At 67.5% G+C, this 15,549-nt stretch carries 13 protein-coding genes; 11 read left to right on the top strand and 2 right to left on the bottom strand.

Going from position 1 to position 15,549, the window contains the following annotated elements; all coding sequences use genetic code 11:
• Positions 1–17 precede the first annotated feature (17 nt).
• Together ACY34H_RS24045 and ACY34H_RS24040 are read left to right on the top strand one after the other, a co-directional pair.
• Complete coding sequence (locus ACY34H_RS24045; protein ID WP_464979994.1) at positions 18–1,904, top strand: glycoside hydrolase family 2 protein; 1,887 nt, start codon at positions 18–20, stop codon at positions 1,902–1,904.
• 93 nt (positions 1,905–1,997) lie between these two features.
• On the top strand, positions 1,998–3,305 hold the full coding sequence (locus ACY34H_RS24040) for a hemolysin family protein (RefSeq protein WP_464980035.1): 1,308 nt from the start codon (positions 1,998–2,000) through the stop codon (positions 3,303–3,305).
• A gap of 13 nt (positions 3,306–3,318) precedes the next feature.
• On the opposite strand, the gene ACY34H_RS24035 is transcribed toward ACY34H_RS24040, so the two are convergent.
• Complete coding sequence (locus ACY34H_RS24035) at positions 3,319–4,068, bottom strand: MHFG family PEP-CTERM protein (protein WP_464979993.1); 750 nt, start codon at positions 4,066–4,068, stop codon at positions 3,319–3,321.
• 308 nt (positions 4,069–4,376) lie between these two features.
• On the opposite strand from ACY34H_RS24035, the gene ACY34H_RS24030 reads away from it, so the two are divergent.
• The 7 genes from ACY34H_RS24030 to ACY34H_RS24000 all read left to right on the top strand — a co-directional run bounded on the left by ACY34H_RS24030 (position 4,377) and on the right by ACY34H_RS24000 (position 13,003).
• Positions 4,377–5,144: an MHFG family PEP-CTERM protein gene (locus ACY34H_RS24030; protein WP_464979992.1), complete on the top strand. Its 768-nt coding sequence runs from the start codon at positions 4,377–4,379 to the stop codon at positions 5,142–5,144.
• A gap of 193 nt (positions 5,145–5,337) precedes the next feature.
• On the top strand, positions 5,338–7,140 hold the full coding sequence (locus tag ACY34H_RS24025) for a glycoside hydrolase family 43 protein (RefSeq protein ID WP_464979991.1): 1,803 nt from the start codon (positions 5,338–5,340) through the stop codon (positions 7,138–7,140).
• A 67-nt stretch (positions 7,141–7,207) separates the two neighbouring features.
• Entirely contained in the window at positions 7,208–9,880 is a 2,673-nt protein-coding gene (locus ACY34H_RS24020; RefSeq protein ID WP_464979990.1) for a bifunctional diguanylate cyclase/phosphodiesterase, read from the top strand.
• Between the two features lie 84 nt (positions 9,881–9,964).
• Entirely contained in the window at positions 9,965–11,203 is a 1,239-nt protein-coding gene (locus ACY34H_RS24015; protein ID WP_464979989.1) for a SpoIIE family protein phosphatase, read from the top strand.
• Positions 11,200–11,877: a SiaB family protein kinase gene (locus ACY34H_RS24010; protein WP_464979988.1), complete on the top strand. Its 678-nt coding sequence runs from the start codon at positions 11,200–11,202 to the stop codon at positions 11,875–11,877. Before ACY34H_RS24015 ends, ACY34H_RS24010 begins: the two co-directional genes overlap by 4 nt.
• A 17-nt stretch (positions 11,878–11,894) precedes the next feature.
• Positions 11,895–12,290 (top strand): DUF1987 domain-containing protein, encoded by a 396-nt coding sequence (locus ACY34H_RS24005; protein WP_464979987.1) that lies wholly within the window; start codon positions 11,895–11,897, stop codon positions 12,288–12,290.
• The gene (locus ACY34H_RS24000; RefSeq protein ID WP_464979986.1) at positions 12,287–13,003 is read left to right on the top strand and encodes a GGDEF domain-containing protein; all 717 of its coding nucleotides are present in this window, start codon (positions 12,287–12,289) and stop codon (positions 13,001–13,003) included. Before ACY34H_RS24005 ends, ACY34H_RS24000 begins: the two co-directional genes overlap by 4 nt.
• 18 nt (positions 13,004–13,021) lie before the next feature.
• Here ACY34H_RS24000 and ACY34H_RS23995 read toward each other — a convergent pair whose 3' ends face one another.
• The gene (locus ACY34H_RS23995) at positions 13,022–13,447 is read right to left on the bottom strand and encodes a hypothetical protein (RefSeq protein ID WP_464979985.1); all 426 of its coding nucleotides are present in this window, start codon (positions 13,445–13,447) and stop codon (positions 13,022–13,024) included.
• Between the two features lie 299 nt (positions 13,448–13,746).
• On the opposite strand from ACY34H_RS23995, the gene ACY34H_RS23990 reads away from it, so the two are divergent.
• Positions 13,747–14,139 (top strand): YsnF/AvaK domain-containing protein, encoded by a 393-nt coding sequence (locus ACY34H_RS23990; protein WP_464979984.1) that lies wholly within the window; start codon positions 13,747–13,749, stop codon positions 14,137–14,139.
• 18 nt (positions 14,140–14,157) lie between these two features.
• A complete protein-coding gene (locus ACY34H_RS23985; RefSeq protein WP_464979983.1) occupies positions 14,158–15,390 on the top strand; it encodes a YsnF/AvaK domain-containing protein in 1,233 nt (410 codons plus the stop codon).
• Positions 15,391–15,549 lie beyond the last annotated feature (159 nt).

The following is a 15,549-nucleotide window of genomic DNA, read 5'->3' as shown; positions in this document are numbered from 1 at the left end:
TTTTTGGATGTAAAGACATGAAGACATTCGTGATCGCCTTGCTGGCGGTGCTGGCTTTCCCGCTGGCTGGCACGGCCGGCGCAGCGCAGGGATCGGGCGTACAGCCGGCCAATGACCTGAGGCCCCGATTCCTGCTGACCGGCGCGCAGTCGCGCGACATCCAGGACCTGTCCGGCCAGTGGACCTATTCAAAGGACCTGTACCGCACCGGCCTGACCGACATCAACGGCTGGGTGGCCAAGTCGCGCATGCAGCGCTACCGCGACCTGGACGTGGCGGCCGAGGAAGCGCGCGCCACCACCGACTTCTATGAATTCGACATGGACCGCGGCCCGCAGGTGTCGATTCCCGGCGCGTGGAATGCGGCGACGCCGGAAATGCGCTATTACGACGGCCTGGTGTGGTTCCAGCGCAAGTTCAAGGCCCCGGCGCCGGACGGCGGGCGCGCCTTCCTGCGCTTCGAGGCCGTCAACTACAAGGCCTATGTCTACCTGAACGGCAAGGAGATCGGCCGGCACGAAGGCGGTTTCACGCCGTTCGTGCTGGAAGTGACGGGCGCGCTGCGCGGCGGCGACAACCGGCTGACGGTCGGTGTCGATTCCACACACGATGCGCAATCGATCCCCACCTTCATCACCGACTGGGATCTCTATGGCGGCATCACGCGGCCCGTGAAACTGATCCGCACGCCGGCCACCTTCATCGACGACGCCACGCTGGCCCTGAAGGCCGACGGGCGCATCGCCGGCGAAGTGCGGCTGCAGGGCGACAGGGCGGCCGGGCAGGATGTCACCGTTGCCATCGGCACGCTGGCCAGCGCCACGGCGAAGACCGATGCGAACGGCCGCGCCGTCTTCGATATCAAGGCACCGGCGAAGCTGGAGCGCTGGTCGCCGGACAGCCCGGCACTGTACGACGTGCGTTTCTCCGCCGCCGGCGACACGGTACGCGACCGCATGGGCTTCCGCACCATCGCCGTCAAGGGCGACCAGATCCTGTTGAACGGCAAGCCGCTGTTCCTGCGCGGGATTTCGCTGCACGAGGAGGAGTTCGGGCCGAACCCGGCGCGCAACATGACGGAGCAGGCCTCGCGCGCACTGCTCACCGAGATCAAGCACGGACTGGGCGGCAACTACGTGCGGCTGTCCCACTATCCGCACTCGGAAACCACGCTGCGGCTGGCCGATGAAATGGGCCTGCTGGTGTGGAGCGAGATTCCCGTCTACTGGACGGTGGACTGGGAAAACCCGGCCGTGCTGCGCAAGGCGCTGGCGATGCAGGCGGAAACCATCTACCGCGACCGCAACCGCGCCGCCGTCGTGATGTGGAGCGTGGGGAACGAGACGCCGGTGTCGCCGGCCCGCACGGCGTTCCACGGCGCCATGGCCGACAACGTGCGCGCGCTGGACCCGACACGGCTGGTGAGCGCCGCGCTGCTGGTCGACCGGCACAAGGAAAATGGCGAGGACGTCACCGTCATCAAGGATCCGCTGGTCGAAAAGCTCGACGTGCTGGCCGTGAACACCTACGCCGGCTGGTACGGCAACGACACGCTGGACGCGCTGCCGTCGCTGAAGTGGAAGGTGCCGGCCGGCCGCCCACTGATCCTCTCCGAGTTCGGCGCCGACGCGCTGGCGGGTTACAGGAATGATGGCATGAAGAAATTCACTGAGGAATACCAGGCCGAGTATTACCGCAAGACGCTGGCGATGGCCGACCGCATTCCGACCCTGCGGGGCATGTCGCCATGGATCCTGAAGGACTTCCAGTCGCCGCGGCGCGAGCATCCGGTCTTCCAGAACGGCTGGAACCGCAAGGGCCTGGTGTCGGAAACCGGCGTGCGCAAGCAGGCCTTCGGCGTGCTGGCCGACTACTACCGCGGCAAGGCAGGCAGCGCGCCCTGACCGCGCTGTCCGGCATGGCGGCATGCCGATGCTGCGCTGCATTACCTTTGCACATGCTACGATGCACGTTTGGCATGGAATGAAGGGCAGGGTGTGGAGCCGCTGATACTGATCGGCCTGATCGTGTTGAATGGTGTATTCGCGATGTCGGAAATTGCGCTGGTCACGGCGCGCAGAGGCAAATTGATGAAGCTGGCGGCCGAGGGCGATCACGCCGCGGCGGCCGCATTGAAGCTGGGCGAGGATCCGACGCGGTTCCTGTCCACCGTCCAGATCGGCATCACGTCGATCGGCATCCTGAACGGGATCGTCGGCGAGGCGGTGCTGGCCAGGCCGTTGTCGGTCTGGCTGGTCTCGCTCGGTGTCGGCCAGGAGCCGGCCGAAATCATGGCGACCGCCGGCGTCGTCATCGTCGTCACCTACGTGTCGATCGTAATCGGCGAACTGGTGCCGAAACGGCTCGGCCAGATCGCCCCGGAAGTGGTGGCGCGGCTGGTGGCGCGACCGATGGAAAGCCTGGCCGTGGTGTCGCGCCCGTTCGTGATGCTGCTGACCGGTTCGACCCACGCGATCCTGCGGCTGATGGGCGTGCGCCAGACCTCCCAGAGCAGCGTCAACAAGGAAGAAATCCACGCCATGCTGGAGGAGGGCTCGGAAAGCGGCGCGATCGAGCAGCAGCAGCACGACATCGTGCGCAACCTGTTCCGTCTCGACGACCGCAAGCTGGGTTCCCTGATGGTGCCCCGTTCCGACATCGTCTACCTCGACATGCATCTGCCGGTCGAGGAAAACGTGGCGCGCCTGCTCGAGTCGGAGCATTCCCGCTTCCCCGTGTGCGACGGCGGCCTGGCCAACGTGCTGGGCGTGGTGACCGCCAAGCAGGCGCTGGCCGTGATGGCAAAGGGGCAGATGCCCGACTTCGCGGCGATCGCGCAGCCGGCCACCTACGTGCCGGAAACGCTGACCGGCATGGGCCTGCTGGAACAGTTCCGCGCCAGCGGCATGCAGATGGTGTTCGTGATCGACGAATACGGCGATATCGAGGGCATCGTCACCGTGCAGGACATGCTCGAAGCGCTGACCGGCGAGTTCACGCCCCGCAACGAGGAAGAAGCATGGGCGGTGCAGCATCCCGACGGTTCATGGCTGCTGGCGGGCACGATCCCGGTCCATGAACTGAAGGATCGGCTGGGCCTGCGCGGCGTGCCGGAAGAAGAGAAGGGCCACTACCATACGATCAGCGGCATGATCATGCTGCTGCTGGGCCGCCTGCCGACCTCCGGCGACCTGGTCGAATGGGAAAACTGGCGCTTCGTCATCGCCGGCATGGACGACAAGCGCATCGACAAGGTGCATGCTTCCTTCATCGGCAACGTCGAGCCGACGCCCGCCGACGATTGATGGCGCCGGCCTGTCATGCGCGAAGGCGCGAAGACAGGACCAGGCAGGCCGCACCCGCCAGTAACATCATCCAGCCCGCCGGCTCGGGGACCGGCAGCGCCGGCATCGCGGCCGGCAGGCTGGCAATGGGCAGCGCGCCGATTCCCGTGCCGGGTGCCCAGCCACCGAGCGGGAAGCCCGGTGCGTGCGGCGGCGCCGGTGCAGCTGCCGGCCCCGCCACCAGTTGCGCCATCGCGTCGGCCAGCTCGATGTCGGCCTCGGGGGCGCCCGCCGGCAGGGGGATCGATCCGCCACGCGGAACATAGCCACCGCCTTGCACGCCGGGACGGGGAGCGGCCGCGGCTGCCGGTGCGCCGCCGCCGGCGCTGCGCCGGATCCGGCTGATGTTGCCGCAGATGCGCGGCACGATCAGGCAGTGGCCGTCCTCGCAATACACTTTCGCGGGCTCGCGCGCAGTGGCGGGCCAGCGCTCGCGCGTAACCTCTTCGCACACTGTCCGGCGGCCGAAATGCATGCCGGTGATGGCGGGGTGATAGCCGTGGCGGCCTTCGACGGCATCGCGGGTAATGATCACGTCGTCGTCGGCGCTGCCGGCGCCGATCCTGGCGGCCAGGCGGCTGCGTGTTGCCGCGGGAATGTCGACATAACGGGACACCGCTTCCATCGCCGTGCCGCGATACGGATGGCGGCCGGGCGTGTTCCACGAGCAGGCGGGAATCATCGCGGCTGCCGTCATGGCAGCCGAAGCTAATAACAGGGACATGGTGGGGACTCGGCGGCCTGGCGGCCGCGCTACCGGAGTCGATGGCTGATACGGAACAGGCGGCCTGCCATCGCGGCCGCCCGGGTGGCGTCCTGGGCACCGGGCAATGGTGGCGTTATCTCGGCCACGGATGCATCGTAGCATCAAAAAACTACCAAAATGAAACTTTTAGTTTTGCATCATCCTGGATTACAACACTTTGTACGCCCAAGAAGGCATAATTCCCGACGGAATTCAATTGCAAGATTGTAATTGAATTGTCAGCAGGATATACTTGAGGTTACCTAAATCTCAACACACGTGTCCATATGTCCATGTTGCTTGCCAGTGCTGCCCTTGCGACCGCCATGCTGCCGAACTGTTCCTGGAACCATCCTGGCAGGAATCCCTATCGCGGCACCGTCAGCGAGGCGGTGTCCCGTTACGTGGACATCCCGGCACCGGTAAGAACGGCGCTGATTGCCAAGATCGAGAGTGGCCGGGCCGACGATACGGCGGCCATCATGCGCGACAGTATTGCCGGCAAATACGATTACAGTCCCCAGATCACCGACATGCATTTCGGCGAACGCACCGTGTGCGGTACCGTCACGCGCGACCAGTGGGCGGACACGAGGCGCGAGCCGGGCAAGGTGTATTGCGTAGACAACCAGTGCCTGATCGTGCCGCAGATCTGCGGCAACATCAGCCGCGTGCAGCGCGTCGCCGGAAGTGGCGGCGGGACGGCGATTGGCGGCGGCGGCGCAGCCGTGCCAGCCACGGTCGCCGTGCCGCGTCCTGCCGAGCCTGGCCTGGTGCGCGCCGCGTCGCCGGACGACGTGGCGGTTGCCGACGCCATGGCGGGAATGGTGGCCAGCGAGCCCGAGACCCTGATGCAAGCCTCCTCGGCATTCGCCTCGCCGTTCGGATCGGCGAGCTATGGGGCCGGCCTGACTGGCCGCAATCCCGGCGCGGGTACCGGACCGGCGCCGATTTCGCCGGTGCCGGAACCGGCAACCTTCGGCATGCTGGGCGCCGGCCTGGCGATGGTGGCTGGCCTGCTGCGGCTTCGCGGCCGCAGGAACGCGCCGGACTGACAGCTGCGCGCAGCGGCCGGCCGCTTCGCGCCGGCCGCTGCGCACTGGCCGTTTTGCACCGGCCCTTTGATCACGATGCTGATTGCTTGTTCGTTGCGGGCGTCAATGGTTGCGGTAAACATCTGCTTGTAGGCAAAATGGGGCGCTAACACGGCCGCCCGCGCCGGATGTTCAACCACCAGACGAGACGACATTGCGACCAACGACCCCCGCCAGCGCGCTGCTGGCCGCCGGCTTCCTTCTCTCCGCGGCCCTGGCTGCACCCCCCGTAACCTCCGCGACATCCGCCGCCAGGGCCGCGCCGATGCCGGCCGGCGTGTGGAGCCCTGACCAGGGAGACGGCAGCTACATCAACCCGATCCTGGCCGGCGATTACTCGGATCCCGACGTGGTGCGCGTCGGCGACGATTTCTACCTTACCGCGTCGAGCTTCACGAACGTGCCGGGCCTGCCGGTGCTGCATTCGAAGGACCTGGTGAACTGGACGCTGATCGGCCATGCGCTGGCGCGCAACGTGCCCGACGCCCACCACGCGGTGCCGCGCCATGGCGGCGGCGTGTGGGCGCCGGCGATCCGCCACCACGAAGGGCGCTTCTACATCTACTATCCGGACCCGGACTTCGGCATCTTCATGGTCAGCGCCACCGATCCGAAAGGGCCATGGACGGCGCCGGTGCTGGTCGACGACGAGAAGGGCGCGATCGACCCGGCGCCGTTCTGGGACGACGACGGCCAGGCCTGGCTGGTGCATGGCTTCGCCGGGTCTCGCGCCGGCTTCAAGAACGTGATCACCCTGAAGAAGATGAGCGCGGACGGCAAGCGCACGCTGGGCGGCGAGAAACGCATCATCGAGGGCGACAAGCTGCCGAAGGTGGCGACCTCGGAAGGCCCGATGCCCTGGTTTACCACCGAAGGTCCGAAACTCTACAAGCGCAAGGGCTGGTATTACGTGTTCGTGCCGTCCGGCTCCGTCAAGGGCGGCTGGCAGGGCGTGTTCCGCGCCAGGCATATCGAGGGCCCGTACGAAGGGCGCAACGTGATGGACCAGGGCGATACGGCGATCAACGGCCCGCATCAGGGAGCCTGGGTCGATACGGCGGCCGGCGAAGACTGGTTCGTGCATTTCTCGGATGCCGATTCGTACGGCCGCCGCGTGTACCTGCAGCCGATGCGCTGGGGCGCGGATGGCTGGCCGGTGATCGGCGCGCAGCAGGGCAATGCCCCGTATGGCGCGCCCGTGACGCGCTACCGGAAACCGAAGGTCGCTGCGCAGGCCGCCGCCATCCCGGTCACGAACGATGAATTCGACAACGGCTACCATCTCGGCTGGCAATGGATGGCCAATCCCATGGCCGACTGGGTGGACCCCGCCGTCAAGGGCCGCCTGCGGCTGAAGGCCGTGTCGTCGCCGGCCAACCTGTGGGAAGCGGGTCACCTGCTGACGCAGAAGCTGCCGGGCATGACGTTCTCCGTCACGACGGCGCTGGAACTGAAACCGGGCGGCCAGCCGGGCGAACGCGCCGGCCTCGTCGTGTATGGCTACGACTATGCGTGGATCGGCCTGGAAAATACACCGGCCGGCCTGCGCCTGGTGCAGGCCACGCGCCTGGACGCCGACCTGGCCGTCAACAAGGGCAAGGTGAGGCAGAGTTCCGAAACCGTGCTGGCCGCGCCGGTCGAGGTGAAGGGGCCGGTGCACGTGCGCATGGCGTTCGCTCCCGTGGTGGTGCCGGAGCCCGCCCCGGACACGGCCGGCACGCCGAATCCGCCGCCGTACTGGCACTCGATGCTGCGCTCCACGCATGCGAAGGTCACGTTCAGCTACAGCCTCGACGGCGTGACCTTCCAGCCGCTCGGCACGGCCTTCACCACCCAGCCGGGCCGCTGGGTCGGCACGCAGGTCGGCCTGTTCGCCCAGGCGCCGGGTGGTACGCCGTCGAACACGTCCACGCGCGCCGGCTACGCGGAGTTCGATTACTTCCGCTTCGGCCGCTGACCGGTTTCACCGGCCGGGGGGAGCGCGTCATGGTGCGGTCACAGTTGGCATTTACCATGAGCAACCTATGCTCCTCCCACGTTCTCTCGCGCGGATTGCCCCGCGTTCCTGGCTGCCGGCGCTCTGGCCGTTGCTGGCCGTGCTGGCCTGCGCCGTTTACTGGCTGGTCATGGACGCCCAGTTGCGCCACGACCGCCGGCTGGCCGAACGCGACGCGATGCGCGAAGTGCGCTCCTACGCGGAGGCCTACGCGCAGTACCTGACGCGCTCGGTGAGCCAGATGGAGCAGGTCGCCGTCCAGCTCAAGCATGCCTGGGAACAGCCCGGCCAGCTGGACCTGGCGGCGCTGCGGCGCGACGGCATGTTCATCGATGCGGCCTTCGTCGAAGTCGCCATCGTCGATGCCGCCGGCCGGGTGGTGTCGGCGATCCCCCACCGCGGCCGCGCCGCGCTGGGCCTTGACGATCCCGCCTTGCGCTACCACCGGCAGAACAATTCCAGCGCGCTGCGCATCGGCGCGGCGCCGGGCGACACCGCCGAGCCGCAGCGGCAGGTGCGCATGACGCTGCGCCTGGAGTCTCCGGACAATGAATTCGCCGGCATCGTCTCGCTCGTGATCGGCGCCGACTACCTGACGTCGTTCTACAACGAAAGGGTGCTGGGCCGGCACGGCGTGATCGCGCTGGTGGCGGACAATGGCGGCGTTCGTCTGGAACGGCAGGGCGGCGGCGACCGCGGCACGCTGTTCGGCATCGCGCCGCCGCTTGCCGGCGGCGAAGGCGTCACGCAGCTGGCGGGCAACCATTTCACCGACGACGCGCCGCGGCTGCTGGCGTGGCACCGCTCCGCCGTCTACCCGCTGATCGCGGCGGCGGCGAAAACCACCGCCGACGCGCTGGCCTCGGCCGACGAAGGGGCCGCCGCGGTGCGCCGGGTCTGGGCCGTGATCTCGGCCTGCATGCTGCTGGCGTCGCTGGTGCTGGCGGCGGCCACGCGGCGCCACCAGCGGCGCCGCGTGGCCGAGGAGGAAGTGCGCCTGGCCTACCGGACCGCCACCGAAAACGCCAAGGATGGCTTCTACATGGCGCAGGCGGTGCGCGACACCACCGGCACCGTGGTCGATTTCGTGGTGGTCGACTGCAACGAGCGCGGCGCTTCGTTCTACGGCGGCGGCCGCGACGACCTGATCGGCCGGCGCATTTCCGTGATCGAACGCGAACACGGCGGACCGATGCTCGAGGCCTACCACGCCGCCATGGCGGCCGGGATCTACGAGGACGAGCGGCAGATGCCGGCCGGCCGGCGCATGCAGATCACCTGGGGCCGCCGACGCATCGTCCGGGTCGGCAACGGGCTGGCGATCACGCTGCAGGACATCAGCGAGCGCAAGGCCTACGAGAGCGAGCTGCTGTACCTGGCCAACTACGACACGCTGACCGGCCTGCCGGGCCGGCCATGGGTGAGCCGCTTCGTGCCGCACGCGATCGAGGAGGCGGCGCAGCGCGACGGCACGCTGGCCCTGCTGCTGGTGGACCTGGACGGCTTCAAGCACGTCAACGAAACCCACGGCCACGGCGCCGGCGACGACCTGCTGAAGCAGGCCGCGCTGCGCCTGGGCGGCCTGCTGCGGCCGCAGGACATCGTGGCCCGGCTCGGCGGCGACGAGTTCGTGGTGGTGATCGCCCCCGGCGGCTCGGACGAGGAACTGGCGGCGATCGGCGGCCGGGTGGCGGCGTCCCTGTCGCGGCCCTATGACCTGGGCAGCGCAAGCTACGCGATCACCGCCTCGATCGGCATCAGCTGCTACCCGCGCGACGGCGAGGATGCCGCCACGCTGCTCAAGCATGGCGACATCGCGCTGGCCGCGGCCAAGCGCGAGCACGGCGGCCGCTACCGCTTCTTCGACCCCGACCTGTACATTGCCGCCACCGCCCGCGCGCAGTTGCGCCACAGCCTGCAGGGGGCCCTGGCCGCGCGCCAGTTCGAACTGCACTACCAGCCACGCGTGAACCTGGCCAGCGGCCGGCTGTGCAGCATGGAGGCGCTGCTGCGCTGGCGCCATCCCGAGCTGGGCATGGTGCCGCCGGCGAAGTTCATCCCGATCGCAGAAGAGTGCGGGCTGATCGGCCCGATCGGCCAGTTCGTCATCGAGGAAGCCTGCCGGCAGATGGCCCTGTGGCGCGCCGCCGGGCTGGCCGTGGTGCCCGTATCGATCAACGTGTCGGCCCACCAGTTCGGGCACGGCGGCCTGCATGCCCACCTGGCGATGCACCTGGCGCGCCATCACCTGGCCGGCGCCATGCTGGAAATCGAGATCACCGAATCGGCCATGTTCGCCGAAGGCGTCGACGTGCACGGCGAACTGGCGGCGCTGCGCGAACTCGGCGTGCGGCTGCATGTCGACGACTTCGGCACCGGCTATTCGTCGCTGGCCCAGCTGCAGCGGCTGAACATGGACGTGCTCAAGATCGACCGCGCGTTTACCTCCGAGCTGACGGTGTCGCCGGAAGGGCGGGTGCTGTTCCAGGCCATCGTGTCGATGGCCAAGGCGCTCGATATGCAGATCGTCGCCGAAGGCGTGGAAACGGCCGGCCAGCTGGCCGCGCTGATCGCCCTCGGCTGCGACGAAGGGCAGGGCTTCCTGTTCGCCGCGCCGCTGCCGGCCCGCCAGGCCGGCGGCCTGCTGGCGCGGCCGCAGCTGATGTCGGTGCTGGAGGAACGGGCTGTAGTTGTTTTATAGGAAATATCAATTGCAAATGATTATTGTCGTCATGGCGTCGTCATAATTTCTTCATAGAATGTTCGGATACTTTTCCGAGCCGCCATGACCGACACATTCAATCCGTCCCGCCATTCCCTGCCGCGCTTTCGACCGGCCACCGCGGCCGACCTGTGCGTGGCCACGGCCTGCGTGCCGGCCGATGCCAGCAACGGCGACGTGATGGCGCTGTTTAGCGAGCGGCGCGAGCTGATGACGCTGCCGGTGGTGGAAGAGGGCCGCCCCATCGGCCTCATCAGCCGCAACATCTTCATGTCGCAGATGTCCAAGCCGTTCTACCAGGAGCTGTACGGGCGCAAGAGCTGCATCGCCTTCATGGACAAGGCGCCGCTGGTGGTGGAGGCGGACCTGTCGATCGAGGCGCTGACTTTCCGCGCCGTGGAATCGGGCGAGAAGGCCCTGGCCGACGGCTTCATCATCACCCGCGCCGGCCAGCTGCAGGGAGTGGGCTACGGTCTGCAGCTGATGAACGTGGTGGCCAACATGCAGGCCGAGCGCAATCGCCAGATCATGCACAGCATCGAATACGCCAGCGTGATCCAGCGCGCGCTGCTGCGCGCCTCCGACGAAGCGCTGGCCACGGCGCTGCCGGATGCGGCGCTGGTGTGGCAGCCGCGCGACGTGGTCGGCGGCGATTTCTACCACGTCGCCGAATACGGCGATGGCTGGTGCGCCGTGATCGCCGACTGTACTGGCCACGGCGTGCCGGGCGCGTTCATGACGCTGATCGCCTCGTCGCTGCTGACACAGGCGCTGCAGGGTTGCGGGCCGCGCGATCCGGCCGCGCTGCTGGCCGAGCTCAATCGCGGCGTGAAGGACATGCTGGGCCAGCATGCCCGGGCCCGCCACGGCAGCGCGGCATCGTCGAACGATGGCCTGGACGCGGCCGCGCTGTGGTTCGACAGCGCGACGCGGCAACTGTCGTATGCCGGCGCGCGCCTGCCGCTGTTCGTGCTGGCGCCCGGCGACACGGCGTTCCGCATCCTCGATGCCGAGCGGACCGGCATCGGCTACACGGAAACCCCGGTCGAATACCGCTGGCCCGTGCATACCGCCCACCTGCCGCCGGGCAGCCTGCTGTTCGCCTGTACCGACGGGCTGTTCGACCAGATCGGCGGCGAACGCGAGATCTCGTTCGGCAAGCGGCGCGTGCAGCAGCTGCTGCTGGAGCATCGCGACGCCAGCGCCGCCGGCCTGGCCGGGATGCTGGCCGAGGCCCTGGCCCGCTGGCAGGGCAGCCAGCCGCGCCGCGACGACGTCACCTTCCTGTGCTGCAGGCCATGATGCCGGCCGCCGCCGTGGCAACCCTGACCGACGCAACCCTGACCTACGCAACCCTTACCGACGCAACCCTTACCGACGCAACCCTTACCGAAGCAACCCTTACCGGAGCAAGCGCCTTGCAATATCAACAGTTCCAGGAGTTCTGGCATGCCGCCAGCCAGCGCCAGGTCATCTTCTTCTATTCCGGCTATTTTTCGCAGCACGTGGTCAGCGCGATCGCCGAGACCATCAAGGCACGGCTGAATGCCGCCGGTACCGCCGGCCCGACCAGCCGCCGGATCTTTTCCGCGTTCGTGGAAATGTCGCAGAACATCATGCACTACTCGGCGGACGCGCTGACGCCGGCCGAACAGCCGGACCGGCAGATCCGCGGCGGAGCCTTCTGCATCGCCGCCTCCGGCGACCGCTTCCACCTGCTGTGCGCCAATCCTGTGGCCAACGAGAGGGTGGAGTCGATCCGCGGCCGCATCGGACCGCTGTGCGCGATGACGGTGGAGGAAATCAGGTCCGCCTACAAGACCGCCCTGCGGCAGGCGGCTCCGGAAGACAGCAAGGGCGCCGGCCTCGGTTTCCTGACGATGGCGCGCGATGCCAGCGCGCCGCTGGACTTCCACTTCCTGCCCGACAGTACCGATGCCGGCCGTACCGTGTTCTGCATCGCCGCCACCATCTGACTTTCTTACCGATCCCCATGGAACCGTTCTTTCTTCCCGCATCGCCCACCTCGCCCGAAGTCTCGTTCGAATTCACCCGGAACCACCTGTCGATCCGCGGCGAATCGTATCCGGAAAACGCCGCCGCGTTCTACGGACCCGTGCTCGACCAGTTGCGCAGCTACCTGGCGCTGTGCGACGGCCAGTCGATCGACGTGCACGTGGCGCTGGCCTACTTCAACAGCTCGAGCACGAAGATGCTGTTCGCGATCTTCGATGCCCTGAACGAGTCGGCCATCTTCGGCAACGAGGTGCGGCTGCACTGGTACCGCGACGAGGAGGACGAAACGATCCTCGAATTCGGCCAGGAACTGCAGGACGATTTCGCGGCGCTCGAATTCGTCGACTGCGTGCTGCCGGCCGGCCAGGCATGACGGTGACGGAGCAGCCCGACCTGTTCGCCGCCGAGGCCCAGGCGCTGGTGCGGGCGCGCGAGACCTTCGCCAGCGATGCCGCCGGCGCCGACCACCGGGGCGTGCTGGGCGAACTGATCGCGCACTACGAACGGCTGATGCGCGAGACGCGCCGGCTGATCGGGCGCAGCGACCGGGCCGAGCGCGACATGCAGCAGATGAACCGCGCACTGCACGAGCTGGCGCTGCAGCTGCAGCACCGCGCCACGCACGATCCGCTCACCGGCGTGTTCAACCGCGGCGCGCTGATCGACTACGCCGGCGGCGTGCTGCGGCGCGAATCGGCCGCGCTGCTGGTGCTCGACATCGACCATTTCAAGGCCATCAACGACGATTTCGGCCACCCGGCCGGCGATGCCGTGATCCGCGCCGTGGTCGATGGCCTGAAGGCGCTGGTGCCGGCGCCGGCCGCCATCGGGCGCGTTGGCGGGGAGGAGTTCTCGATCGTCTGGCCGGGCCTGGAGCGCGGCCAGGAGGCCGGCGTGGCACAGCGGCTGTGCGACGCACTGCGCGGGCTGCGCCATGCGGACCCGGTCGACAGGGCGGTCACGGCCAGCATCGGCGCCGGCTGGTTCGAGCGCGGCACTACCTTCGAGACCGCCTACGGCCGGGCCGACGCGGCGCTCTACCAGGCCAAGCGCGAGGGCCGCGACTGCGTCAGGTTCGCGGCCTGACCGGCGGCAGCGGCGCCGCTAGCGTGCGCGGCGGCACGTGGCATCTTCCGCCAGCACCCTGGCAATCACGTCGTCCGGCAGCGCTTCGCGGCGCAGCAGCTGTTCGGCCCGCTCGCGCCCGAGCTCCCTGCTGACCGTCAGGGCCGCCTCGACGATGGCCGACTTCACCGTGTTGCGCCGGCGTCCCGAGCTGCCATAGAAAATATTGTTCAGGTCGGGCAACGGGGGCGGCGCCGGCGCAGGCGCCAGCTCGGGAAGTTCCTGGTCGAGCCGGATTGTCTCGCCGGCCACCACCCGCTCGATGACCGGTTCGGGCACGTTCTCGGCATGCAGATAGGCACGCGCGTCCTCAGGGCCCAGCATCTGCCTGAAGATCATGCCGATATGGACTTTCTGCGCCGTCAGTTCGTCTTTACGGGTTTCCTGCATGCTTGTCTGGCCCATGGGAATGGCGGTCCACGCAACTGATGAGTGAGCGGCCTGGACCGGTGCCGTTCGCTTACCGCAAGGCTAACCTGTGTCGCGCCGATTGGGAAGAGACACAATGTTCCGTGCGCGGTGAAAACAATGCGAACCATGGCGGCACGCGTCCGTGCAGCGCGGCAATGTAGCGCTGCTCCATTGTCGATCAGCGTAGACTTTTTGGCATGGACAAAACGTCGCAACCAATCGGGACGAGCAGCGGACCTGTCACCGTGCCGGCTAACGTGCCCGCTAACGTGCCCGCTAACGAGCCCGTCGCCGTGCCCGTAATACGCGAGGAAATCGATGTTACCACCCGTGTCGTCGATACCGGACGCGGGGTACGCGTTACCCGCAACGTCACCGAGCAGCCCGTCGAGATCAGCGAACAGCTCTGGCACGAGGAACTGGACGTGCAGCGTGTCGCCGTCGATCGCGTGGTCGCCGAAGCGCCGCCGTCGCGCTACGAAGGCGACGTGCTGGTGGTGCCGGTAACCGAAGAAATCCTGGTGATCGAAAAACGCTTCCGCATCAAGGAAGAATTGCGCATCACCCGGGTACGCAGGCAGCAGGAGTATCGGGAAACCGTGTCGTTGCGGGCCGAGGACGTGCAGGTCGAGGCGTTCGATGAAGCCGCGCGGGATGGCGACCCCAACCAACCCAAGTCAGCCTAAAAACAGGAGAAACCCATCATGAGCCATACGCTAGCAGCAGTATTCGACAACCGCGCCGACGCAGAGAGCGCCCGCGACGAACTGGTCAGCTCGGGCATCGGAGCCGGTTCCATCAATCTCAGCGCCACCGGCTCCTCGACGGCCGACGCCAGCAGCACCAGCTCCACCAGCTCCACCGGCACCACCGCCTCGTCCGCGACGGAAGAACATTCGATCGGCGACAGCATCAAGAATTTCTTCGGCAATTTCTTCGGCGACGATGACGACGACCGCCATGTCTATGGCGAAGCGGTCAACCGCGGCAACACGGTGCTGACCGTGACCGCCGCCACCCAGGATGAGGTGGAACGTGCCGCCGACATCGTCGAGCGCTTCGGCCCGATCGACATCGATGAGCACCGTTCGCAGTGGGAAGCGAGCGGCTGGAATCCGTCCAGCGCGCGCAGCGGCGGCGGTGCCTTGCTCGGCGCCTCGCAGCAAAGCTCGTCGCAGCAGAGTTCATCGCAAGACAGCGCCTTGCTGCGCGATGATAACCTTCAAGGCACCACCGTCTCCGGCACGCAGGGCGTGCACTATCCGTCCGGCACGCAGGGGTCGCAGCAGGGCTATGCCGATACCGGCTCGCTGCAGCGCGCCGGGACCGACGAGCAGGTGATTCCGGTGATGCAGGAAGAGCTGAAGGTCGGCAAGCGGATGGTGCAGCGCGGCGGCGTGCGCATCTACCAGCGCATGGTGGAAACGCCGGTCAACGAGAGCGTGAGCCTGCGCGAAGAACACGTCAACGTGGAACGCCGCCCGGTGGACCGGCCGGTCGACCCGGCGCAGGTGGGCGCGTTCCAGGAAACCTCGTTCGAGCTGCGCGAGAATGCCGAAGAAGCGGTGGTGCAGAAAACCGCCCGCGTGGTCGAGGAGGTGGTGGTCGGCAAGGAGGTTACGCAGCGCACCGACCAGATCAGCGATACCGTGCGCCACACCGAGGTCGATGTCGAGCAGCTGGGCAGCACCGACGACGAGGATTATTATCGCAGCCACTGGACCAGCAATCTGGCCTCGTCCGGCGGTACCTATGACGATTACGCGCCGGCCTACCGCTACGGTTCCTCGATGCGCGGCAGCGACAGCTATGCCGGCCGCTCCTGGGACGATTCGGAATCCGGCCTGCGCAGCAGCTGGGAATCGCGCTATCCCGAATCCACGTGGGAGAAGGTGAAGGCCGCCGTTCGCCACGGCTGGGAGCGCATCACGCAGTAAAGTCTTTCCCTCGTAGTCCATTCCTGCAGGCCGCCGGTGTCGTTTCAACGATGCCGGCGGCCTGCCGCATTGCGGGCGGTGTGCGCTCGAGGGTGTGTACAGGATGGTGTGTACAGGACGGTGCGCGCACGATGGTGAGCGATTGGGCCGAATGGCTGA

The organism is Pseudoduganella sp. jia 9, from assembly GCF_055502615.1.
Note: the sequence above shows the minus strand (reverse complement) of the source record. Positions and strands in the feature narration are given on the sequence as shown.